The organism is Streptomyces sp. NBC_00576 (genome assembly GCF_036345175.1).
Lineage (GTDB): Bacteria > Actinomycetota > Actinomycetes > Streptomycetales > Streptomycetaceae > Streptomyces.
The window spans coordinates 5,399,345-5,423,288 of record NZ_CP107780.1 but is presented as its reverse complement, the minus strand read 5'-3'; the positions used below and the strand labels follow the sequence as shown (position 1 = coordinate 5,423,288).

Sequence of the window (23,944 nt, the reverse complement as noted above, 5' to 3'; positions counted from 1 at the left end):
CGGGGACCGCGTCCTACAACTGCACCCCGTGCGCCATCAGCCACGCCGCCGGGTCCACCCCCGACCCCAGTTCTGGTGTCACGCGTACCTCGAAGTGCAGGTGCGGGCCGGTCGAGTTGCCGGTCGTGCCGGTCTGGCCGATCCACTGGCCCGGGGTCACCCGCTGCCCCTGGTCGACGGTGACGGCGGCGAGGTGCGCGTACTGCGTGTAGTAGCCCCCGGGGTGCTCGATCACGATCTCGATACCGAAGGCTCCCCCGCACGACACCGACACCACCGTGCCGGCGCCGACCGCCCGCACCGGGGTGCCGATCGGTACCGCGAAGTCCTGCCCGGTGTGCCCGTTGGCCCACCGGTCGCCGCCGCTGCCGAAACTCGCGGAGAGCTCGTAGGTCTCCACGGGCGTGACGAACTCCGGCATGGTCCCGGGGTCCGGCTGGTCGAGCCGGACGGCGCCCCGGCACGAGCCGGCCGCGACCGAGGCGTCGGCCCGGCCCTGCAGCGTCCAGCGGGCCTCTTCGAGTTTCGCCTCGATCGTCCGCTTCAGCTCGGCGATTTCACTGTTCCGCCGCTCCAGTTTCTGCCACTGCGCCGCAGCTTTCGCCTCGTCGGCGGCCAGCCGGGCCTCCGCGCGCCGACTCTTGCCGATCGCGTTGTTGACGGCGAGATCGGCCTGCCACACGGCTCGCTGACCGCGCATCAGCTCATCGGGGCTGTCCGCGAGCAGCATCTGCGCGGTGAGAGGCAGGCCGCCGCCACTGCGGTACTGGCCGCGTGCGATCCGGCCCAGGTCCTCGTGCAGGACCGCGATGTCGCGCCGTTCGCGGGTGAGGAGTTCCTCGTACCGTCGTGCCCGGGCCCCTTCCGCCTTCGACTCGCGCCGTCCGGCCTCGTACTTCTGCGTCACCACGGCGGCATCCGCGTAGAGCCGGGTCACCTCGGCGCTGAGGCCCGAGTCCGTATCGGAGTCGGATCCGAAGTCCGCGTTTTCGCCCGAGGCAGCCGTGGGCCGGGCGACGAGGAACGCGAGCGCGCACAGCAGCGCCGGAACAAGCAGTGGATGACGGCGATGTGAGCCCATGTCAGCGATCGTGTACCGCAAACCGGGCCGGTGGCCTGTTCAAGTCGTACGCCTGGGGGACTCCTTGCCACGAACGGCTCAGCAACGGGGTCCACGGCAGCCTCAGTACGGGTCGGCCGTCCGGCAGGGCACGTTCGCGTCGACCACGACATCAATCCAGGACGCGGGCAGGCTGAAGGCATTGGACAGCCCCTCCCGTAGAGCGGCGACGAGGTTCTTGATCGCGGTGCGGATCTCCTGGATGGTGACGTCGAGTTCGTCGACGGCCCTGCCGACGCCGTTCCGCACCTCGGGCGCGACCGACCCGCGCTGGGCGCTTTCGAGCATCATCCCGGTGGCGAACATCCGTTGGATGACGAGGTCGTGCAGGCCACGGGCGATCCGGCCGCGGTCCTCGAACACCGAGAGCCTCGGAGGGCCGTTCCGCGTCCATGGCGACGATCTTCGGGCCCACGAGACCAATCAGCGCTCTTTGTCATCGAAAGTCGAGATACCTGAAGGCCGAGTTGGAGAGACCTCCTGACGAGCAGGGGACTAACGCACCGCCGCCACCAGCGCCAACCGCTCGGACTCCGTCTCCCGCTCCGCCATCCTCCGCAGCGCCCCCTCGACGGCGACCAGCTCCACGTACGTCCCCCGTTGCACGACCTGCCCCCCGTCCAGCACGATCACCTCGTCCACGGCGTCGAGGCCGGCCAACCGGTGGGTGATGAGCAGCGTCGTACGGCCTTCGGTCGCGGCCAGGAGATCGGCGGTGAGCGCGTCGGCGGTCGGCAGGTCGAGGTGTTCGGCGGGCTCGTCGAGCACGAGCACCGGGAAGTCGGCGAGCAGCGCCCGGGCGAGCGCCAGCCGTTGCCGCTGTCCGCCGGACAGCCGCGCCCCGTGCTCGCCGACCAGTGTGTCGAGCCCATCGGGCAGCGACTCGGCCCAGTCCAGCAGTCGCGCCCGCGCGAGGGCGCCGCGCAGGTCGTCCTCGGTCGCGTCCTTCTTCGCCAGCAGCAGGTTCTCGCGCACGGAACTGTCGAAGAGGTGCGCGTCCTGGGCGCACAGCCCGATCAGCCGCCGTACGTCGTCGCTGTCCAGGGCGTACGCGTCCACGCCGCCCAGCGTGTAGGAGCCTGCGCCCACGTCCAGGAACCGCAGGAGCACCTGCGCAAGGGTCGTCTTGCCGGACCCGGACGGGCCGACGACGGCGATCCGGTGCCCTTCGTCGAGGGTGAGGTCGAGGCGGGCGAGCGCGTCCCGGTCCTGTCCGGCATGGCGGGCGGCCAGGTCCTTGACGACGACCGGGAAGGGCGACAGCGGCGCAGGGCGCGGCTCTTCGGGTTCGCGTACGGGCTCGGGCGCGTCCAGGACCTCGTACACGCGCTCGGCGCTCCTGCGCACCCGCTGCCGGTAGCGCGCGGCGAGCGGCAGCCCCAGGACGGCCTCGAAGGCGGCCAGGGGGATGAGGACGACGACAGCCATCACCACTCCGTCGAGCCGCCCGGCGGCGACTCCTTGGGCGCCCACGAGGGCGGTGGCTGCGACGGTCAGGCCGGACAGCAGCGAGGTGAGTCCGTCGCCGAGCGCGGTAGCTGTGGCGGCGCGCGAGGCTATCCGGGTGAGTGCGGAGTCAGCCTGACGTACCTGCTCGGTACGTCCCTTCAGGGCGCCCGCGACCGTCGACTCGGCGGTTCCGGTGAGCAAGTCGGCCACGCGTGTGGCGAGTGCCCCGCGGGCCGGGGCGAGCCGGCGTTCCGCGTGCCGGGTCACAGCACTGGTCACGAGGGGGACGCCGACGCCTGCTGCGAGCAGCCCGGCGGCGAGCACGGCCGCGGCCTCCGGCAGCAGCCACGCCGTGAACCCGACGGAGGCGGTGGAGACGACAAGAGCGGCCCCGGCGGGCAGCAGCCAGCGCAGCCAGTAGTCCTGGAGGGCGTCCACATCGGTGACGAGCCGCGACAGCAGGTCGCCGCGCCTGGTCGTCCGGAGTCCGGCGGGCGCCAGCCGTTCCAGGCGCCGGTAGACGGCCACTCGGGTGTCGGCCAGCATCCGCAGCACGGCGTCGTGCGACACCAGCCGCTCGGCGTACCGGAAGACGGCCCGCCCGATCCCGAAAGCACGCGTGGCCGTCACCGCGACCATCAGGTACAGCACGGGCGGCTGCTGCGAGGCCCGCGAGATGAGCCACCCGGAGGTCGCCATGAGCCCGACGGCGCTGCCGAGCGCGAGACTCCCGAGGAGCAGCGCGAGTCCGAGCCGCCCACGCCGGGCCCCGGACATCGCCCGCACCCGCGCAAGCACACCGAGTCGCCCCGAGGAAGCACCGGGCACGAGTTCTTCCTCGTCGAACACAGGGAGTTGTGCACCCTGCGGACCGCCCACGAGAAGTCCGTCACCGCCGAGGGAACCGCCGACCTGCTCGGAACCAGGCAGGTGAGCGGCGCGGACAGCCTCCTCCAGCCGCACCACCCGGTCCGCCACCCCCAACAACGCCGGTCGATGCACGACCAGCAGCACTGTCCGGCCGACAGCGAGGCGCCGTACGGCGCCCACGACCTCGGCCTCGGTGTCCCCGTCCAGCGCGGCCGTCGGCTCGTCGAGCAGCAGCACAGGCCGGTCCGCGAGGAACGCCCGGGCCAGCGCGAGCCGTTGCCGCTGCCCGGCGGAGAGCCCTGCGCCGTCCTCACCGAGCACCGCGTGGACGCCCTCGGGCAGCGCGTCCACGAACTGCATCGCACCGGCGTCGGCCAATGCCCTCCGTACGGCGGTGTCGTCGGCGTCAGGCCGAGCGAGCCGTACGTTCTCGGCGATCGACCCGGCGAACAGATGGGGCCGCTGCGGCACCCAGGCCACCCGCGAACGCCACTGCTCCAGATCGAGGCCGGCGAGATCGGTGCCCCCGACCGACACCCGCCCTTCCGTCGGCCGTACGAACCCGAGCAGCGCGTGCAGCAGCGTCGACTTGCCCGCGCCGCTCGGCCCGACGAGCGCGACCGTCTCGCCAGCCTCGACAGCGAAGGACACGTCCGCCACCGCGTCCACCGACCGCCCGGGATACCGGACTGTCACACCCTCGAAGGCCACCCCGCCCTCCGGAACCGCCCCGGTCCCGGATTCCGGCACCGGCGTCTCCAGCACGGCGAAGATCTCCTCGGCCGCGGCCAGGCCCTCCGCCGCCGCGTGGAACTGGGCGCCCACCTGCCGGAGCGGCAGATACGCCTCGGGCGCGAGGATGAGAATGACGAGCCCGATATAGAGGTCCATCTCGCCGTGCACGAGCCGCATGCCGATGGTCACTGCGACCAGCGCGACGGACAGCGTCGCCAACAGTTCCAGCGCGAAGGACGAGATGAAGGCGATTCGCAGGGTCCGCATCGTCGCCTGCCGGTACTCACCGGTGATCCGCCGGATCGACTCGGCCTGTGCCTTGGCCCGGCCGAACACCTTCAGCGTGGGCAGCCCTGCCACGACATCGAGGAAGTGGCCCGACAGCCGGGACAACAGCCGCCACTGACGGTCCATGTGGGACTGTGTGGCCCAGCCGATCAGCACCATGAAGACCGGAATGAGCGGCAGGGTGCCGACGATGATCGCGGCCGACACCCAGTCCTCGGTGACGATTCTCGCCAGCACGGCCACGGGCACCACCACGGCGAGCCCCAACTGCGGCAGATAGCGCGAGAAGTAGTCGTCGAGCGCGTCGACTCCCCGAGTCGCGAGGGCGACCAGCGATCCGGTCCGCTGCCCGCCGAGCCACCCGGGGCCGAGCGCGACGGCCCGCTCCAGCAACCGCCCGCGCAACTCCGACTTCACTGCCGCGCTTGTCCGGTGCGCGGCCAGCTCGGTGAGCCAGGACACCACCGCCCGGCCACCGGCGACGGCCACCAACAGCATGAGGGGCGTACGAAGTTCAGAGACCGGCAGTCCGTGCTGGAAGCCGCCGACCACCACCTCGGCGATGAGCATGGCCTGTGCGATGACCAGCCCCGCGCCGACGGCACCGAGGCCGACGACCGCCAGCAGGAAACGGCGCGTGGCACCGGCGTACCGGAGGAGCCGCGGATCGATTGGTTTCACGTGAAACATGCCCTTCGGTCCAGAGAGGTGGTTTCGCGAAGTTTCACGTGAAACATCGCGAAACCACCTCCCCCAGACAGAGATAACGCAGACAAAGACGGCTCAGTGCGCGGCCTCGGCGAGGTGCTGTGTGCCGATCCGCTTGCGGAACACCCAGTACGTCCAGCCCTGGTAGAGCAGGACCATCGGGGTGGCGATCCCCGCACACCACGTCATGATCTTCAACGTGTACGGGCTCGACGAGGCGTTGGTGACCGTGAGGTTCCAGTCCGGGTTGAGCGAGGACGGCATGACGTTCGGGAAGAGTGTCAGGAACAGCATCGCGACGGCTGCCACGATGGTGACCCCGGAGAACGCGAACGCCCAGCCCTCACGCCCCTTCCGCGCCGCCCCCAGCGCGACCACTAGGGCGAGCACGGCCACGATCGCCGCGGCCAGGGAGCCGCCGTCGCCCTTGTCGGCCTGGGTCCAGCTCAGGAACCCGAGCGCGACAACAGCGGCCACGAGTCCGACGCGGACCGCCAGCTTCCGCGCCCGTTCCCGGATGTCCCCGACGGTCTTGAGACCGACGAACACCGTGCCGTGGAAGGTGAACAGCGACAGGGTGACCAGGCCGCCGAGCAGGGCGTACGGGTTGAGCAGGTCGGCGAGATTCCCGACGTACTCGAAGTCCGCGTCGATCTTCACCCCGCGCACGATGTTGGCGAAGGCGACGCCCCAGAGGAACGCCGGGAGGAGTGAGGTCCAGAAGATCGCGGTCTCCCAGTTGCGCTGCCAGTTCTCCTCGGGGCGCTTCACTCGGTACTCGAAGGCGACGCCCCGCACGATCAGACACACCAGGATGAGCAGTAGCGGCAGATAGAAGCCGGAGAAGAGGGTGGCGTACCACTCGGGGAAGGCGGCGAAGGTCGCGCCGCCCGCCGAGAGCAGCCACACCTCGTTGCCGTCCCAGACGGGCCCGATGGTGTTGATGAGGACCCGCTTCTCGGCCCGGTCGCGGGCGAGCAGCTTGGTGAGGACGCCGACCCCGAAGTCGAAGCCCTCCAGGAAGAAGTAGCCGATCCACAGGACGGCGATGAGGACGAACCAGACGTCGTGAAGTTCCATGGCGATTCCAGCTCCCTGGGCCTAGTAGGAGAAGGCCATCGGCTTGTCGGCGTCCTGGGAGTCGCCGCCGATCTTCGTGGGCGGGTTGAGGTCGGCCTCGGTCAGTTCGGGCGGCCCGGCCTTGACGTACTTCACGAGGAGCTTCACCTCGATGACGGCGAGAATCGCGTAGAGCGAGGTGAAGACGATCATCGAGGTGAGGATCTCGCCCTGCGAGACTCCGGGGGAGACCGCGTCCCTTGTCTGGAAGATGCCGTACACGACCCACGGCTGACGGCCCATCTCGGTGAAGATCCAGCCCCACGAGCTGGCGATCAGCGGGAAGCCCAGGGTGAGGATCGCGATGCGCCAGTACCACTTGGTGAGCGTCGGGCCGAGCACCTTGCCGGGGATCAGCGAGAGGTGGGGCACCTCGTCGTCGCCGACCCGCAGATGCTGCGGCAGCATGAACTTCTTGCGGGTCAGCCAGAGACCGGCCAGCCCGATCGCGAAGGACGTCATCCCGAAGCCGATCATCCAGCGGAAGCCCCAGTAGGCGACCGGGATGTTGGGCCGGTAGTCGCCGGGCCCGAACTTCTCCTGCTCGGCCTTGTTGACGTCGTTGATGCCAGGGACGTACGAGGTGAAGTCGTCGTTGGCGAGGAAGGACAGCAGGCCCGGGATCTCGATGGCGACCTTGTTGTGGCCCTTCTCCACGTCGCCGTAGGCGAAGACCGAGAAGGGCGCGGGCGCCTCGCCGTCCCAGAGGGCCTCGGCGGCGGCCATCTTCATCGGCTGCTGCTTGAACATCACCTTGCCGAGGGTGTCGCCACTGACCGCGGTGAGCAGACCGCCGATGACCACGGTGACCAGGCCGAGCCGCAGCGAGGTCTTCATCACGTCGATGTGCTTCTTGCGTGTCAGATGGAAGGCGGCGATGCCGACCATGAAAGCGCCGCCCGTGAGGAAGGCCGCGGAGAGGGTGTGGAAGACCTGGGTCAGCGCGGTGTTCTGGGTGAGGACCAACCAGAAGTCGGTGAGTTCGGCGCGACCCTTCTGCTCGTTGATCCGGTAGCCGACGGGGTGCTGCATCCAGGAGTTGGCCGCGAGGATGAAATACGCCGACAGGATCGTGCCGATCGAGACCATCCAGATGCAGGCCAGGTGGATCCGCTTCGGGAGCTTGTCCCAGCCGAAGATCCACAGCCCGATGAAGGTGGACTCGAAGAAGAAGGCGATCAGTGCCTCGAAGGCGAGCGGGGCACCGAAGACATCGCCGACGAAGCGCGAGTAGTCGGACCAGTTCATGCCGAACTGGAACTCCTGCACGATGCCGGTGACGACACCCATCGCGATGTTGATCAGGAAGAGCTTGCCCCAGAATTTGGTGGCCTTGAGGTACTTCTCCTTCTCCGTGCGCACCCAGGCGGTCTGCAGGCCGGCGGTGAGCGCGGCAAGGGAGATCGTCAGCGGGACGAACAGGAAGTGGTAGACGGTGGTGATGCCGAACTGCCATCGCGCCAGAGTCTCCGGCGCCAGAGCGATGTCCACATCTCCTCCTTACAAGGCGTGATCATTTCGGCGGTCCGTCCCGGTCGCCGACCCGCACGAGAGGGACAAACGGGAAGCGCTTGTGAACGCGTTCACATTCACAAGCAATTATGGCGCATCCCCGTTCGACCCGGGAGACGCGGGGTGCCCAAACAGCCTCCGCCTGCCCCGGAGCGAGCGATTCAGGACCTCCAGGGCAGCAAAACGGCACGTCACCCGTGGTGAGTGACGTGCCGCACATGGCCTGCCGGACAGGCTCCGGAACCGTCCTAGAACTCCTTGTGGAACATCTCCGCGGTCTTCAGGAAGATGTCGTTCGCCTCGGTCTCGCCAACCGTCACCCGAACCCCCTCGCCCGGGAACGGCCGGACGACCACCCCGGCCCGCTCGCACACCGCCGCGAAGTCCACCGTGCGCTCCCCCAGCCGCAGCCACACGAAGTTCGCCTGGGTCTCTGGCACCGTCCAGCCCTGGCCGCGCAGACCGTCGACCACCCGCGTGCGCTCGGACACCAGCGAACCGACCCGGCCGAGCAGCGCGTCCTCGGCCCGCAGCGAGGCCACCGCCGCGTCCTGGGCGAGCTGGCTCACCCCGAACGGCACCGCCGTCTTGCGCAGCGCCGCCGCCACCGGCTCGTGCGCGATCGCGAACCCGACCCTGAGCCCGGCGAGGCCGTACGCCTTGGAGAAGGTCCGCAACACACAGACGTTCGGCCGGTCGCGGTAGAGCGTGACGCCGTCCGGCACCTCGATATCGCGAACGAACTCCTTGTACGCCTCGTCTATCACCACCAGCACATCACCGGGCACCCGGTCCAGGAACCGCTCCAGCTCGGCCCGCCGGACGGCCGTTCCGGTCGGGTTGTTGGGGTTGCAGACGAAGATCAACCGGGTGCGGTCGGTGATCGCGTCCGCCATCGCGTCGAGGTCGTGCACGTCCCCGGGAGTCAACGGGACCTTGACCGACGTGGCGCCACCGATCTGCGTGATGATCGGATAGGCCTCGAAGGACCGCCAGGCATAGATCACCTCGTCGCCGGGCCCGCTGGTGGACTGCACCAGCTGCTGTGCGACGCCGACCGAGCCGGTGCCGGTGGCGACATGGGAGACCGGCACGGCGAAACGTTCGGCCAGCTCGTTCATGAGCTCCGTACAGGCCATGTCCGGGTAGCGGTTGAAGGCCCCTGCCGCGGCCGTAACGGTCTCCAGCACGCCGGGCAGCGGCGGATACGGGTTCTCGTTCGAGGACAGCTTGTAGGCCACGGGGCCGCCGGCCGCCGCCGGCCTGCCCGGCTTGTACGTGGGGATACCCGCCAGCTCGGCGCGCAGCTTGGGGCTCGTCTCGCTCACCGCAGTCCTCCTCATGACCACCACCGGCTCAACACGGCCACCCGCTGCCGGTTACCGGGTACCAATGCTTCTCACCTTATGAGGATTCGGCGCCGCCGCGTACGGGTCGGTCGGTCCGAGACACGTCCGACGCGCTCCGCGCGCCCACCCCACCCACCTCACCTGCCCCACGCCCATCACGGGTATCACCGTGCAAAATTGCACGAATCAGGGGGCGCATCACACTTCTCAGCACGCGCCGGTGGCTCACGCCGTGGCGCGCATCCCTCGTAGAGGTGAGTTGAGACCTCTTCGAAACATCAGTCACTTGGCAGGCCTATGCGCGCCGACAAGTCACGTAGGGCAGTAATATCGTTCAACTGACTTTCTTTCTAAGGCAGTTGATAACAATTGACCATGCAGAAACGTGCCTGTCAACGGCTGCATATGCGTCCGCACTACCCCACCGCATGAGCCCTACTATCGGCTCGCCATGACAGCAGCAGGGAAGCACCAGGTGAGCCGCGCGGAGACAACCCGACGGGCCAGTCGGCCGGAGCGGGCAGGCATCAGAGACGTGGCCGCCGCCGCGGGGGTCTCGATCACGACCGTCTCCGACGCCCTCAACGGAAAGGGCCGGCTCCCGGACGCCACCCGACGCCATGTCCGTGAGGTCGCCGACCGGCTGGGCTACCGCCCGTCGGCCGCGGCCCGAACCCTCCGTACCGGCAAGTCCGGGCTGATCGGTCTGACCGTGACGACGTACGGGGATGAACCTTTCACCTTCACCGAGTTCGCGTACTTCGCGGAGATGGCGAGGGCCGCCACCTCGGCCGCGCTCGCCCGGGGCTACGCCCTGGTCATCCTCCCCGCGACCTCACGCCACGACGTGTGGTCGAACGTCGCCCTGGACGGCACGGTCGTCATCGACCCGTCCGACCACGACCCGGTGGTCAGCGAACTCGTACGACAGGGGCTGCCCGTCGTCTCCGACGGCCGCCCGGCCGGCTCGCTCCCGGTCACCGCATGGGTCGACAACGACCACGAGGCGGCGGTCCTGGGCATCCTCGACCACCTGGCCGACGCCGGCGCCCGCCGCATCGGCCTTTTGACGGGAACCTCGACCGACACCTACACGAACCTCTCCACCACGGCGTACCTGCGCTGGTGCGAGCGGGTCGGCCAGGACCCGGTGTACGAGGCCTACCCGGCCCACGACCCGTGCGCGGGCGCCGTGGCCGCCGACCGACTGCTGGCCCGCCCGGACCGCCCGGACGCCGTCTACGGCCTCTTCGACCCGAACGGCACCGACTTGTTGGCCGCGGCCCGCCGCTACGGCCTGCGCGTCCCGGACGACCTCCTGCTGGTCTGCTGCAGCGAGTCCACGGTGTACGCCAACACGGAGCCGCCGATCACCACCCTCTCCCTGAAGCCGCGCCGCATCGGCACGGCGGTGGTCCAACTCCTGATCGACGCCATCGAGAACGTCGACTCGGACCTGCCGGTCGAGCAGGTGATACCGACCGAACTGATCGTGCGGACGTCTTCGCAGCGCCGTCCGCCGCGCACGACGGTCAGTCCGCCGCGGTCGCCCGAGGAAGGGTGATCCGGGGACGGTGGTGAGGGGCGGGGACAGTGGGCTTGTGCGGGGCGGGCTCCCGAGGAGCGGGGCCGTACGAGGGGTCGGCCCCGTAGGGGAAGCGGGAGCCCGGCCCCGTGCAGGAACGCGGGTCACCGGCATCGGGACGGTTCACAGGAGCCGGTGTCATGATCGTACGAAGCGTCGATGTCCGAGGCACGAAGTAGGGAAGTTCACGCCGGGTCCGTACGGGAAAGCCCCTCCGAATCGGGGCGAAAGCCGCGGTGAACTGGCTCCTTCGCCGATTCACCACCCCTGGGTCATCACATGGCGCGATCCGCATTCCTATGATGGGCCCACGACACCGCGGGCCGCTGCGACCAGGCAGTCCGATGCGGTGCAGATGCGGCGCGATGGTGGAGGGGTCGATGACTCAGGGGGCCGGTCAGGGACCCGAGGTGACGCGGACGGCGACGTTGCGCGACTTCCGTGTGCCCGCGTACGTCCATGAGACCGGTCCGTACGCCGACGGCACGGCACCCGGCGACGTCACCGCCGGGGCAGCCGACACCGAGGTCCAGGAGACCCCGGAGGACACGCAGGCGCCGACGGACCTGGAGGAGTACCCGGACGGGTACACACCCACCCAACGCGACCTGCCCGTCATCAACCGCGATGACACGCTCCAGGTGACCATCGACCCCGCGGCCCTGGCCGCGGACGGCCCGGGGCCACTGTTCGTCGTCGGGGACGTTCACGGCTACCTCGACGAACTGGTGGGCGCCCTCCAGGAACAGGACCTGATCGACGGCGCGGGCAACTGGTCCGCGGGCACCGCCCGGCTCTGGTTCCTCGGCGACTTCACCGACCGCGGTCCGGACGGCATCGGCGTCATCGACCTCGTCATGCGGCTGTCCGCCGAGGCAGCCGCGGCCGGCGGCTACTGCAAGGCCCTCATGGGCAACCACGAGCTGCTGCTGCTGGGCGCCAAGCGGTTCGGTGACACCCCCGTCAACTCGGGCGCGGGCACGGCCACCTTCCAGGCGGCCTGGCTGCTGAACGGTGGCCAGAAGACCGACATGGACCGGCTTCAGGACCACCACCTCCAGTGGATGGCCCGTCTCGACGCGATCGAGGAGGTCGACGGCCACCTACTCGTGCACTCGGACACCACGGCCTACCTCGACTACGGCGACTCGATCGAGGCGGTCAACGACACCGTCCGCGAGACGATCACGCGCAACGACGCGGACGAGGTGTGGGATCTGTTCCGCAAGTTCACCAAGCGCTTCTCCTTCCGCGACGAGGGCGGCGCCGAGGCCGTACGCTCCCTCCTCGATACGTACGGCGGCGCCCGCATCGTTCACGGCCACAGCCCCATCCCGTATCTGGTGGGCGATGTCGGCGCCGAGGACGACGGTGAGGACAATTCCGGCCCGAACATCGAACATCCGCATGTCTACGCCGACGGACTCGCCATCGCGATGGACGGCGGCGTGACCATGGCCGGAAAACTGCTGGTCCAGGAGCTTCCGCTGGAGCTCTGACGGATACTCGGGCGTTTCCCGGGCAGGCGCTCCCCGACGACGTACCGCACCGGACGGGGGACAGTCAGACGGCAATTTCTTCAAACCCCCTGTCACCGCGCGCCGTCGCCGCTCTACCATCGGCTTATCCGTAGCAGGCTCCCCTCCGTTTCTGCCCGACGGCTCGTCAGCATGCCGAGCCCCAAGCCCTACGGAGCATCGGGGGATGCACATGAACAGCGTTCCGCAGCACCTGCTGAACGAGGACCGCCAGGAATACGAGCGGATCCTCGATGAGGCGCTGCGCTCCGCCCCACACCGCCCGGAACTGGCCGCCGTCGGTCAGCGGCTGAACCCCGAACAACTGCGCACCATGGCACTCAACGCCACCGCTCTCATCACGGTCGCCGCGGCGACCGAATACCAGCACTACGTGAAGGTCCGCGACGAAATGCGCCACCCGGCGCCGTCCGCCCCAGCGTCCGCCCACGAATCCGGCTCCACCGAGTCGGGCACGAGCACGATGGGGTTCGCAACCACCCTGGGCGAGGCCGCCACCGAGACCGCCGGGGCGGGCGCCGTCGCCGTCGTCGCGGTTCTGGCTCCCGTCCTCGCCGGCACGGCCGCGGCGATCTTCCTGCTCGTGGGCTACATCCTCAAGATGCTCGACCCCGAGCCGGCGTTCGCCCAGACCATGCTCACCACTGGATGGGTGTTCGGTGCGGTGACCGCAGCGGCGATATTCGTCGCCGCGGTCGGCCTTCTTCTCACCGCCCTGCGCAACAGCCCGGAGGCGGAGGAGACCGGAGCGTACGGCGAACTGACCGGGGAGGTGGCGCAGGCCAGGGAAGCCTGGCGCGAGGCCCTGTTGGAGCGCGGCATCCTGCCGTTCCTCCGCGAGGCCCTCGCCGACCCCGGTACAGCGGCCATGAAGCGCAAACCGGCCCCGGAACCCACCACGGGACGTATGCCCCAACTCGGCTACAACCGGCCCGGCTTCAGCAGCCCCGACGGCGGTCCCACGACCAGCCACCATCGCCCCAGCTTCACGAGCCCGGACTTCAGCAGCCCGGACTTCGGAGGGCCGGACCACCCACCGGAGTGACCGGCCGGCCCGGATGCGGGACCCAGGACTCAGGTGGAGCGGGCAGCTACTGAAGCCGCCTGACCACCTGGGCTTCCGCCCGCTCCACCTGAGTACTGCCGTGCACATGGACCATCGCCAGGTGGCCAGGGCCGGGGCAACCCGAAGCTGCAACTTCCGGATGCTCGGCCAGGGCCGTCCGGGAGATGTCGAACGACTCGACCGCGTGACGGACGCTGTTCCACATGTGTGTCCGCCCCTCTGCCCGCAGCCGCTCGTTCTCCACCTCGATCTCGTCCAGCCGGCCGGCCATCTCCTCGGGGAGCGTGACCTCCTGGTCGACCTACCGCGTCTCCGAGGCGCCCTGACAGCGACTCGGAAGCCGCTCGCACCCAGAGACGCGATCCATCATGAACCGGCGTCAACCGGCACTGGGAGTCGGTGTCAGTCCGCGATCGGCAGGTAGACGCGGTTGCCCGCCTCCGCGAACTCCTTCGACTTCTGTGCCATGCCCTGCTCGATCTCCACCGGTGTACTGCCGTGCTCGCGGCGGATGTCCTGCGAGATCTTCATGCTGCAGAACTTCGGCCCGCACATCGAGCAGAAGTGGGCCGTCTTGGCGGGTTCGGCCGGCAGGGTCTCGTCGTGGAACTCGCGTGCCGTGTCCGGGTCGAGGGCCAGATTGAACTGGTCCTCCCACCGGAACTCGAAGCGGGCGTCGGAAAGTGCGTCATCCCAGTCCTGCGCACCTGGGTGCCCCTTGGCGAGGTCGGCTGCGTGGGCGGCGATCTTGTAGGTGATGACGCCGGTCTTGACGTCGTCACGATTGGGCAGACCCAAGTGCTCCTTGGGTGTGACGTAGCAGAGCATGGCCGTGCCCCACCAGGCGATCATCGCGGCACCGATGCCGGAAGTGATGTGGTCGTACGCCGGCGCGACGTCCGTCGTCAGCGGGCCGAGCGTATAGAACGGTGCTTCAGCACAGATCTCCTGCTGTAGATCGATGTTCTCCTTGATCTTGTGCATCGGGACATGGCCCGGGCCTTCGATCATCGTCTGTACGTGGAAACGCTTCGCGATCGTGTTGAGTTCCCCGAGCGTCCGCAACTCCGCGAACTGTGCCTGGTCATTGGCATCAGCGATCGATCCGGGCCGCAGACCGTCGCCGAGGGAGTACGTCACGTCGTACGCGGCGAGAATCTCGCACAGTTCTTCGAAATTCTCGTACAGGAACGACTCCTTGTGGTGTGCCAGGCACCATGCCGCCATGATCGAGCCACCACGCGAGACGATGCCCGTCTTGCGGTTCGCGGTGAGCGGCACGTACGCCAGGCGGACACCCGCGTGCACCGTCATGTAGTCCACACCCTGCTCGGCCTGTTCGACGACCGTGTCCTTGTAGATCTCCCAGGTGAGTTCCTCGGCCCTGCCGTCCACCTTCTCCAACGCCTGGTACAGCGGCACCGTGCCGATGGGAACGGGGGAGTTGCGCAGCACCCATTCACGGGTGGTGTGGATATTGCGGCCGGTGGACAGGTCCATGACCGTGTCGGCGCCCCAGCGCGTCGCCCAGGTCATCTTCTCGACCTCTTCCTCGATGGAGGAGGTGACCGCGGAGTTGCCGATGTTGGCGTTGACTTTCACCAGGAACCGCTTGCCGATGATCATCGGCTCGATCTCCGGGTGGTTGACGTTCGCGGGCAGTACCGCCCGTCCCGCGGCAATCTCCTCGCGGACCACCTCGGGGTCGACGTTCTCCCGGACGGCCACGAACTCCATCTCGGGGGTTGTCTCCCCGCGGCGGGCGTACGCGAGTTGCGTCACCGCCTCTCCGCTCCGGCTCCGGCGTGGCTGCCGGGGCCTTCCCGGGAACACCGCGTCGAGGTTCCTGAGCCCGCCACGCGGCGACGTGTGCTTGATCCCGTCGTCCTCCGGGCGGACGGGACGCCCCGCGTACTCCTCGGTGTCACCGCGGGCAATGATCCAGTTGTCGCGTAGCGGCGCCAGCCCCCGGCGGACGTCGGTGTCGACCAGCGGATCGGTGTACGGGCCGGAGGTGTCGTACAGAGTGACCGACTTCCCGTTGGTGAGGTGCACCTGACGGACCGGCACCCGCAGGTCGGGGCGTGAGCCGCCGACATACCCCTTGTGCCAGCCGACGGACTTCCCGGCCTCCGGGGACTGGCCGCCCTCAATGGGCTGTTCGTCCTGGTCGGAGGCAGGCGTGCGTGCGTCCTTGATGGTCATGAGACCTACTCCCTACGCCGGCATTACCCGGTAACAGGTTCAGCGGTCGACGCAGCGGATTCCGTCTGCCGACGTTTCATGTGAAACATCACTCGTTCCACATGTTCCACGTGAAACATCGCTAAGACGGAGGTCAGCGCCCTCTCAGCCCGGTGCTCCGAGCTCCCGCGTGTGCAAAGGTGCCTCTACGCTAGCGTCAATTTGGGCGAGGTGAACAGAGGGCCCCTGTCGTTCTTGCGATGATCGGGCGGTGACCACGACGCAAGGATCCCCGTACCCGTCCTCCGAGCCACCGCGCGGAAGCGGTGCCGAGCGCGGCTCCGGGCCGGGCAGCAGAAACGGCGGCGACGGCGGGCCAACCGAATCTACTGGCGGTCCCGGATATGGGCCCGGCCAGAGGATCGACCGCGGCTACGGGCCCGGAGCGGGGGCGGGTCAAGGGGGCCGCACAGGCCCGGGTGGCCATCGAGGCCCGGAATTCGGGCACGATCACGGAACAGGCCTGGGACAAGGCGTCGGCCATGGCCACCAAGGACACGGGAAGGGCCCCGGCGACGGTGATCGTGGCGGACCTGGCGGCAGTTCTGGTGGTGGGCACGGCCCCGGTGACGGGCACGGGCACGGGCACGGGGACGGGAACGGGCGGGGGCCTGGTGACGGCCACGAACCTGACGACAATCACGGTCACTCGCACGGCCACAGCCACAGCCATGGCCCGGCCGCCCCTGTCTCCATCCACTTGCGGAAGATCATCGGGGCGATTCTGATCCCCTTCGCCGCAGCGGTCGTGGTCGGGCTCGTGGTGCTGTGGCCCGGGGGTGCCCCGGCGCACGAGCGCACCGGCGTCGGATTCGACCGGCAGACCCAGGAGGCCACGGTCACCAAGGTCGTCGCAGTGGACTGCAAGTCCGTCAACGCCTCGGGGGACACCCCGACCGGCGACACGTCCACCGCCGAGGGATCCTCGGCACAACAGCAGGCGACCGGCGACTGCAAGAAGGCGACGATCCGGGTCGACACCGGTGACGACAAGGGCCGTACTTTCACGGAGATCGTCCAGCCGGACCAGTCACGGCAGTTGCACCAGGGCGAGAAGGTCGTGGTGGCCTACGAGCCCTCGGCGCCGAAGGACCTCCAGTATTCGGTGGCCGACGTGAACCGCCGGTTCCCCATGGCCCTGCTGGCCGGTATCTTCGCGCTCGCCGTCGTGATCGTCGGACGCATGCGCGGTGTGATGGCACTGGTCGCACTGGCCGTCAGTTTCATGGTGCTGACCTTCTTCATCCTGCCGGCGGTCCTCCAGGGCTCGAACCCGCTGGTCGTGGCAGTCATCGGAGCCAGCGCCATCATGCTGATCGCGCTCTACATGTGCCATGGCCTCTCGGCACGTACGTCTGTGGCGGTGCTCGGCACCCTGATCTCGCTGGTGCTGATCGGCATCCTCGGCTCGTCGTTCATCGACTGGGCCGCGTTGACCGGCAACACGGACGACAACACGGGCCTTATCCATGGCCTGTATCCGTCCATCGACATGAGCGGTCTACTGCTCGCGGGCGTCATCATCGGTTCACTCGGCGTCCTGGACGATGTGACGGTGACGCAGACATCGGCGGTCTGGGAACTCCACGGGGCCAATCCGACGATGGGGTGGCGCGGACTGTACCGCGCCGGCATCCGCATCGGCCGCGACCACATCGCGTCCGTCGTCAACACCCTCGTCCTCGCCTACGCCGGGGCCGCGTTGCCGCTGCTGCTGCTCTTCTCGATCGCGCAGAGCAGCGTCGGGGCGGTCGCCAACAGCGAACTCGTCGCGGAGGAGATCGTACGGACCCTCGTGGGCTCGATCGGCTTGGTCGCGTCCGTACCGGTGACCACGCTCCTGGCTGCCCTGATGGTCTCGGCCGACCGCCCGGGCACGGCGCCGCTCACCGCAGGAGGGGCCGGACTCGGAACAGGGACTGCGGCGGGTGCAGGGGTGAGCACGGGGTCGGCCCACTCGGGCCAGGCCCGCGCCGGGAAGGGCCGTCGCCGCAAGCACTGACGGAGTCGGGACACACCGGCTACGCGCCTGGGCTGAAGTACGGCGCCCGCTTCTCCTCCGTCCAAGGAGAAGCGTTACACCACCGGCGAGAGCTCTGGCGGGACTCGCTCAGCCCGCGCTCTGTTCCTCCGCCAGAATGCGGTCCAGGGCCTCGTCGAGGTGCGCGTCGAAGTCGGCGAGGGAACGCTCCTGCCCCAGCGGCACAAGCTTGTCCGTGCGGTCGAGGAACGCCACCAGCGGCGCCGCACCGGAGCGGAACAGCGCCTGGTCGCCGCCGACCTGAAGCCGGATCAGCACCTCGCCCAGGACATCCGGGTCGGCGGGCGAGATCCGCACATCCCCGTCCCCGCAAGGCCGCCCCACGCCGTCGATCAGCAGCTCACGCCCGAAGGCCCAGGTCACAGGCGCGTCACCGGGCAAATGGAAGGTCAGCCGGACGGCATAGGGATCACAGGTCTCGTAGCGCAGCTCCACCGGAATGCGGAAGGAGAGATCCTCCGAGACAAGAAAGTTCATCATGACTTCTGCCTGCACCGACTCGCGCATCGCCTATCCCTGTCACTTCCCGTGGACTGGCCTGGAATCATCGCTCTGATACTGCTCGAATCTTGCTGAAAGTACACGTTGAATCACAAGGAGTGAGTTTTCAGATACTGATAGAGATCGCGAGTGATCCCAGCAGTCTTCCGACCTCTGTTTGCAACTGCTGTGCCGCTACTAGCAGTCGATCGGCCTGTTGGGAAGGAAGAGAAATGGCCAATGTGGCGGCCGTGGAGCCGATGGTGATCGGAATCGCCGCACAGACCGTCCCCAGCGCGTACTCCTGCCGCTCCACGACCAGTTCCATGCGTCGCATCCGGTCGAGGCGGCGCAGCAGCGAGTGGCTGTCGCGCACGGTGTAGGGGGTGACCGCCTGGACGGGGTGACGGTCGAGATGGTCCCGGCGGTCCTGCTCGTCCAACTGTGAGAGCAGGCACTGTCCGACGGCATGCGCGTGCCCGGTCTCACGGAAGTCCGCCCATTCCTCGACCGCCGGGTTGCTGGGAGTGTCTGAGACGCACATGACCTCGATCTCGCCGTCGCGGTACACCGCGTAGTAGACGGGTACGCCGATCGTGTCCCGCCAGTGCGCGAGTGCGTCGACCAGAGTGCTGCGACGTTTCTGCCTTGCACCGCTGCTGCCCAGCCGCTCGGCTGCCTCACCGAGGAAGAACAGCCCTTTCTCGCGCCGGAGATAGCCCTCGAAGACAAGCGTTCGCAGCAGGTGGTAGGCGGTCGGGAGAGCGAGGCCGGTCTCGCGGGCCAGCTGTTTGGCAGGGGCTCCGTGCTCGTGCGCCGCGACGGACTCCAGCAGATGCATCGCACGCTGTACGGAGCCGATGAGGGTCGCCGTGGGGTGCTCGGCGGGCGGCACGAGCACGGGAGCAGGTGCCGGGACGTGCTCGGGTACCGAGGCCGACACGGGTCTCTCGGCAGACCGGACGCGAGTCCCTGGGGAGAGCGCGGTCCGCTGCTCCGGCCGGCGCTGTACGGGTGGAGCCTGTGGTTCCGCGGGTGCGGTGTCGACCATGACGAGGGGTCACTCTCGAAGGCGAGGGGGCTGCCCGTGCGGAAGGACACGGGAGGAGGGGGTACGCCGTCCGCGAGGTCGTCCCCGCGTCGAATTCCGGACTCTAACCGCCTGTCACCGCGCGCAGACGGCCCGTACGTGAAACTTCCCCCGCCCGAGGGAACCGGCGTTTTCTGTTACCGGCGCCCGCGCCGTCCCGCCCGTCGCCTCCCGTGCCCCCCTCGCCCCACCGCTCTCACCAGTCGCTGCGCGACGACGAACTCGACATGAACTTCCGTACGACGTAGATGAGTCCGCCGACCAGGGCGACGAAGACCAGCGCCTTGAAGAGCAGGCCGATGACGAAGCCGACGACAGTGGCTATCAGCCCGCCGAACACGACGAGGGCGATGACCGGCACCGCGACCCACTTCACCCACCACGGCATTCCCGCGAAGATCTCTCGCATCGCCCTTTTCCTTACGTCTCCGCCCGTCGCATCCGCACGGGGCCTGTGCCCTTCGCTCGTGCCGGGACATTCGATGTTCCGCCTTCGATGCTAGGGCCGACAGGGGCACGGCGGGGGCCTCGCATCCCTTGTCCTCCCCTGATCGATCCCCTAGGGAACCCTGAGGCAACAGGTCAGCTCTCAGGCGGAGAGAAGACCACCATGACCCGCAGATCCTCGCTGATGTGGTGGAACTTGTGGGCCACCCCGGCCGGCACGTACACAACGCTGCCGCGCGCAACCTGGGTCGTCTCCATGCCTACCGTGATCGCGGCACGCCCGCTCACCACGAAGTACACCTCGTCCTGGCGATGGGGCTGCTGCGGGTCCTGCTCGCCCGCGTCCAGCGCGTACAGGCCGACCGACATGTTCCGTTCGCGCAGAAACTGCAGGTAGGCGCCGTCGTTGGCGGCACGTTCCGCCTCCAGTTCATCCAACCGGAATGCCTTCATCGCCCTCGCCCACGCTCGTAACCGATCTCTTCTGCCACGATCAGACACATGAAGAATTTCGTAGTCAAGACGATCGCCAACGCGGGCGCTCTCGGCGTGGCCGTATGGATACTCGACAAGATCACCCTGACCGGTGACAGCACGGGCAAGAAGATCGGCACACTGGTTGTCGTCGCGCTCCTGTTCGGCCTGGTGAACTTCCTGGTCAAGCCGCTCGTGAAGGTGCTCACCTTCCCGCTGTTCATCCTCACGCTCGGCCTGATCACCCTGGTGGTCAACGCCCTGATGCTGCTGCTCACCTCGTGGCTGGCCGACAAGTTCGATCTGAGCTTCCACGTCGAGGGCTTCTGGACCGCCGTCCTGGGCGGCCTGATCATCTCGATCGTCTCCTGGGCGCTGCACGTCATCCTGCCCGACGAGGACTGAGGACACCCGATGCCCTACTGTGTCTGCTTTGTCTGCACCGGCAACATATGCCGCTCCCCGATGGCGGAGTCCGTCTTCCGCGCGCGCGTGGGGGAGGCCGGGCTGGCCGGCCTCGTCGAGGTCGACAGCGCCGGCACGGGCGGCTGGCACGAGGGCGACGGCGCCGACCCGCGCACGGTCTCCGTGCTGGAGGCAGCCGGCTACGACGGCGATCACGCGGCCCGCCAGTTCCGGGCCGCGTGGTTCGCCCGCCTCGACCTCGTCATCGCTCTCGACTCAGGCCACCTGAAGGCTCTGCGCCGCCTGGCGCCCACTCCGAAGGACGCGGAGAAGGTACGCCTGCTGCGCTCGTACGATCCCGCCGCAGGCGCCGATCTCGACGTCCCGGATCCGTACTACGGGGGTATGGACGGCTTCGAGGAGTGCCTTGAGATGGTGGAGACGGCGAGCGCCGGTCTGCTCGCCGCAGTACAGGCGGAAGTGGAGAGACGGGCGGCATGAGCGATTCAGATGGGGACAAAAGTTCGAGCGGGCCTGCGAACTCAGGTTTGGGTGACAGCACGCGCGCGGTGCGGGCGGGGCTGCCCGAGCCGGTCAAGCACGAACCGGCCCTCCCCGGCCCGGTGTTCGCCGCCCACTACCACCTGCCGGGCGCCCCCACCGGCCCGTACACCTACGGCCGCGACGAGAACCCCACCTGGACACTGCTGGAGCGCGCCATCGGCGAGCTGGAGGCGCCGGACCAGGACGGCGTCGAGACACTCGTGTTCGCCTCCGGCATGGCCGCCGTCTCGTCGGTGCTCTTCTCCCAACTGCGCACCGGGGACACAGTCGTCCTGCCCGGCGACGGCTACCAGGCGCTGCCCCTGGTCCGGGCCCAGTTGGAGGCGTACGGCATCGAGGTGCGCACCGCTCCGACCGGCAGCGACGCTCAGCTGGACGTTCTCGACGGCGCACGGTTGCTGTGGATCGAGACCCCGTCGAACCCGGGACTCGACGTGTGCGACGTACGACGGCTCGCCGCGGCGGCACACACACACGGCTGTCTCGTAGCCGTCGACAACACCCTGGCGACACCGCTCGGCCAGCGCCCACTAGAGCTCGGCGCCGACTTCTCCGTGGCCAGTGGCACCAAGCAGCTCACCGGGCACGGCGACGTGCTGCTCGGTTACGTCACCGGTGCGAACGCCTCCGCGATGGCCGCCGTGCGACGGTGGCGCAAGATCGCCGGGGCGATTCCCGGGCCCATGGAGGCCTGGCTCGCGCACCGGTCGATCGCCACGCTCCCCTTGCGCGTCGACCGGCAGGACGCCACCGCGCTGACCCTTGCCGAGGCTCTGCGCGGGCGGCCCGAGGTGACCGGGCTGCGTTATCCGGGGCTGCCGGACGATCCGTCGTACAAGATCGCTTCGCAGCAGATGCGGCACTATGGGTGTGTCGTTTCGTTCGTGTTGCCCACGCGTGCGCGTGCCGACCGCTTTCTCAGCGCCCTGCGGCTCGTGGACGACGCGACGAGCTTCGGTGGAGTACGTTCCACGGCCGAACGGCGCGGCAGGTGGGGCGGGGACGCCGTGCCGGAGGGCTTCATTCGGTTCTCGGTCGGCGCCGAGGATCCGGGGGACCTGGTGGCGGATGTGCTGCGCGCGCTGGAGGAGTCGACGGACTGACCAGTCGAGCCTGACCGAGATGTTGTCCGCGGTGCGCGACGGCGGCCCGAACCTCCCCCCTCGTGGCTCGGACCGCCGCGGTTCGGCACGCGAAGAACCGCGCACACAAGGCTAGTTGACTCTGTGTCAGTGTCCAATCACTGTAGCGACAGGGTCCTATCGACTTATTTATAGTTGGGCGCGGCCGGAGGGCCGGAAGAAAGGCGGAGAAGGGAGATGGTGCGCCATGGACCTGGCCTTGCTGCGCACCTTCGTGACAGTCCACCGAGCTGGCTCCTTCACTCGTGCCGCCGCTCTGCTCGGCCTCTCGCAGCCTGCTGTCACCTCACAGATCCGGACCCTGGAACAGCAACTGGGACGCCCCCTGTTCCTGCGCCAGGCCCGGGGCGTGACCCCCACGAGCATCGGCGACGAACTGGCCCACAAAGCTGCGCCGCATCTCGACGCGCTCGTGGAGATCACCGAGACCGGACTGAACGAGGACTTCTGGGTACGCACGCTGCACCTCGCCGGGCCACCGGAGTTCACCGCGGAACGCGCCCTTCCCGCGCTTACTGAGCTGACCGGGGACGCCGGCCAGGGCTTCTCGCTGCGCGTCTCCTTCAGCAATGCCGAGGAATCCATTGAGGGGCTGTCCGCCGGGCATCACGATCTGGCCATCACTACGGCCCGGCCGCGCGGCGCCCTGCTCACGGCGACTGCGCTCTGCGACGAGGAGCACGTCCTGGTCGCCGCTCCGTGCTGGGCCGCCGACATCGGCCCCGGGAAGCTGCGCCGCAGGGGTGCGTCTGTTTTGGAGAACCTCCCCGTGGTGGAGGTACACGAATCACTGCCCCTCGTCGCCCGCTACTGGGCCTCCGTCTTCGACTCCCGCCCGGCCGCCTCAGGCACCGTCATCGTGCCCGACCTGCGCGCGGTGCTCGCCTGCGCGGCCGCGGGCGCGGGGCTCGCGGTACTGCCCCGTTATCTGTGCGCGGCCGCCTTGGAGCGCGGGGAGGTGGTTACTCTGCACGATCCGGCGGTGCCCCCACTGCGGACGTACTTCTTGGTGGTCCGCACCGGCACACTCGCGATGCCGCACATCGCGCGGGCGCACGAGTGGCTCCAACACGCGGCGGCCGACTGGAGCTGAGCCTCCATAGATCTGCGACGTTTCACGTGAAACACCCCATTTCGCTCCCGAGGTCCCGGCAACTTTGCTTCGCCGGGAGCCCTTCGCAAGGAGCCGACATGTTTCACGTGGAACCAGCCGGGCCACATTTCTCCCATGACCGTCCGACCCGTGGTCAAGCGCACCGCACGCGCCATCCTGCTCGATGGCGACGACCTGATCCTCATCAAGCGGACCAAGCCGAGTGTCGATCCCTACTGGCTCACTCCGGGCGGCGGGGTAGAAGCGGACGACGCGACCGTCGTCGACGCCCTGCACCGTGAAGTGCACGAAGAACTGGGCGCCAAGATCATCGATGTGGTGCCCTGCTTCGTGGACACCGTCGAGCACATCGGCGCGGACGGCGGTGCCACGGGCGTAAAGGTGCAGCACTTCTTCGTCTGCCGTCTGGCATCCATGGATGCCTCGCTTCGGCACGGCCCCGAAATCGACGAGCCCTGCGGCGAGTACGAGATCGTCCGCATCCCCTTCACCCGGGTCGGCATCGCCTCCGTCCACCTCGTACCACTGTCGCTGCGCCACTATCTGGACGGGAACATCGAGGGCGTACGGGCGATGCACGCACCTGACCTGGGCTGAGAAGGCG

General features: G+C 68.5%; 20 protein-coding genes and 1 pseudogene. 9 read left to right on the top strand and 12 right to left on the bottom strand.

Annotated elements, in window-relative coordinates:
* Window positions 1-13 precede the first annotated feature (13 nt).
* The 6 genes and pseudogenes from OG734_RS23275 to hisC form a co-directional block, all read right to left on the bottom strand.
* Window positions 14-1,081: a M23 family metallopeptidase gene (locus OG734_RS23275; protein ID WP_330289444.1), complete on the bottom strand. Its 1,068-nt coding sequence runs from the start codon at window positions 1,079-1,081 to the stop codon at window positions 14-16.
* 97 nt (window positions 1,082-1,178) lie between these two features.
* A pseudogene (locus OG734_RS23270) lies at window positions 1,179-1,492 on the bottom strand (histidine kinase); the annotation flags it as partial.
* 123 nt (window positions 1,493-1,615) lie between these two features.
* Window positions 1,616-5,152 (bottom strand): thiol reductant ABC exporter subunit CydD, encoded by a 3,537-nt coding sequence (gene cydD, locus OG734_RS23265; protein WP_330289443.1) that lies wholly within the window; start codon window positions 5,150-5,152, stop codon window positions 1,616-1,618.
* Window positions 5,153-5,245: 93 nt separating this feature from the next.
* A complete protein-coding gene (gene cydB / locus OG734_RS23260) occupies window positions 5,246-6,250 on the bottom strand; it encodes a cytochrome d ubiquinol oxidase subunit II (protein ID WP_330289442.1) in 1,005 nt (334 codons plus the stop codon).
* 21 nt (window positions 6,251-6,271) lie between these two features.
* Window positions 6,272-7,780, bottom strand: a complete 1,509-nt coding sequence (locus OG734_RS23255) for a cytochrome ubiquinol oxidase subunit I (protein ID WP_330289441.1) — start codon at window positions 7,778-7,780, stop codon at window positions 6,272-6,274.
* A 269-nt stretch (window positions 7,781-8,049) separates the two neighbouring features.
* Window positions 8,050-9,129: a histidinol-phosphate transaminase gene (hisC, locus tag OG734_RS23250; protein ID WP_330289440.1), complete on the bottom strand. Its 1,080-nt coding sequence runs from the start codon at window positions 9,127-9,129 to the stop codon at window positions 8,050-8,052.
* Between the two features lie 472 nt (window positions 9,130-9,601).
* On the opposite strand from hisC, the gene OG734_RS23245 reads away from it, so the two are divergent.
* From OG734_RS23245 to OG734_RS23235, 3 genes are all read left to right on the top strand, one after another.
* Window positions 9,602-10,714: a LacI family DNA-binding transcriptional regulator gene (locus OG734_RS23245; RefSeq protein ID WP_330289439.1), complete on the top strand. Its 1,113-nt coding sequence runs from the start codon at window positions 9,602-9,604 to the stop codon at window positions 10,712-10,714.
* A gap of 401 nt (window positions 10,715-11,115) precedes the next feature.
* Complete coding sequence (locus OG734_RS23240) at window positions 11,116-12,234, top strand: metallophosphoesterase (protein ID WP_330289438.1); 1,119 nt, start codon at window positions 11,116-11,118, stop codon at window positions 12,232-12,234.
* A gap of 205 nt (window positions 12,235-12,439) precedes the next feature.
* A complete protein-coding gene (locus tag OG734_RS23235) occupies window positions 12,440-13,318 on the top strand; it encodes a hypothetical protein (protein WP_330289437.1) in 879 nt (292 codons plus the stop codon).
* A gap of 46 nt (window positions 13,319-13,364) precedes the next feature.
* Here the strand turns inward: OG734_RS23235 and OG734_RS23230 are convergent, their stop codons facing one another.
* Together OG734_RS23230 and thiC are read right to left on the bottom strand one after the other, a co-directional pair.
* Window positions 13,365-13,610: a hypothetical protein gene (locus tag OG734_RS23230; RefSeq protein WP_330289436.1), complete on the bottom strand. Its 246-nt coding sequence runs from the start codon at window positions 13,608-13,610 to the stop codon at window positions 13,365-13,367.
* A gap of 131 nt (window positions 13,611-13,741) precedes the next feature.
* Complete coding sequence (thiC, locus tag OG734_RS23225) at window positions 13,742-15,544, bottom strand: phosphomethylpyrimidine synthase ThiC (protein ID WP_330289435.1); 1,803 nt, start codon at window positions 15,542-15,544, stop codon at window positions 13,742-13,744.
* A 502-nt stretch (window positions 15,545-16,046) separates the two neighbouring features.
* Here thiC and OG734_RS23220 point away from each other — a divergent pair.
* A complete protein-coding gene (locus tag OG734_RS23220; RefSeq protein ID WP_330293761.1) occupies window positions 16,047-17,585 on the top strand; it encodes a YibE/F family protein in 1,539 nt (512 codons plus the stop codon).
* Window positions 17,586-17,693: 108 nt separating this feature from the next.
* Here the strand turns inward: OG734_RS23220 and OG734_RS23215 are convergent, their stop codons facing one another.
* From OG734_RS23215 to OG734_RS23200, 4 genes are all read right to left on the bottom strand, one after another.
* Entirely contained in the window at window positions 17,694-18,131 is a 438-nt protein-coding gene (locus OG734_RS23215) for an SsgA family sporulation/cell division regulator (RefSeq protein ID WP_330289434.1), read from the bottom strand.
* Window positions 18,132-18,231: 100 nt separating this feature from the next.
* On the bottom strand, window positions 18,232-19,155 hold the full coding sequence (locus tag OG734_RS23210; protein WP_443064897.1) for an IclR family transcriptional regulator: 924 nt from the start codon (window positions 19,153-19,155) through the stop codon (window positions 18,232-18,234).
* Between the two features lie 235 nt (window positions 19,156-19,390).
* A complete protein-coding gene (locus tag OG734_RS23205; protein WP_006373816.1) occupies window positions 19,391-19,603 on the bottom strand; it encodes a DUF5326 family protein in 213 nt (70 codons plus the stop codon).
* 173 nt (window positions 19,604-19,776) lie between these two features.
* Window positions 19,777-20,094 carry a cupin domain-containing protein gene (locus OG734_RS23200; RefSeq protein ID WP_164408297.1) on the bottom strand — a complete coding sequence of 106 codons (318 nt, stop codon included), beginning with the start codon at window positions 20,092-20,094 and terminating at the stop codon, window positions 19,777-19,779.
* A gap of 48 nt (window positions 20,095-20,142) precedes the next feature.
* Here OG734_RS23200 and OG734_RS23195 point away from each other — a divergent pair, with 48 nt between their 5' ends.
* From OG734_RS23195 to OG734_RS23175, 5 genes are all read left to right on the top strand, one after another.
* On the top strand, window positions 20,143-20,520 hold the full coding sequence (locus OG734_RS23195; protein WP_330289432.1) for a phage holin family protein: 378 nt from the start codon (window positions 20,143-20,145) through the stop codon (window positions 20,518-20,520).
* A gap of 9 nt (window positions 20,521-20,529) precedes the next feature.
* Window positions 20,530-21,021, top strand: coding sequence for a low molecular weight protein-tyrosine-phosphatase (locus tag OG734_RS23190; protein ID WP_330289431.1), 492 nt, complete (start codon window positions 20,530-20,532; stop codon window positions 21,019-21,021).
* Window positions 21,018-22,187, top strand: coding sequence for a cystathionine gamma-lyase (locus tag OG734_RS23185; protein WP_330289430.1), 1,170 nt, complete (start codon window positions 21,018-21,020; stop codon window positions 22,185-22,187). Before OG734_RS23190 ends, OG734_RS23185 begins: the two co-directional genes overlap by 4 nt.
* Before the next feature lie 226 nt (window positions 22,188-22,413).
* On the top strand, window positions 22,414-23,319 hold the full coding sequence (locus OG734_RS23180; protein ID WP_330289429.1) for a LysR family transcriptional regulator: 906 nt from the start codon (window positions 22,414-22,416) through the stop codon (window positions 23,317-23,319).
* Between the two features lie 135 nt (window positions 23,320-23,454).
* Window positions 23,455-23,937: an NUDIX hydrolase gene (locus tag OG734_RS23175; RefSeq protein ID WP_330289428.1), complete on the top strand. Its 483-nt coding sequence runs from the start codon at window positions 23,455-23,457 to the stop codon at window positions 23,935-23,937.
* Window positions 23,938-23,944: the final 7 nt, after the last annotated feature.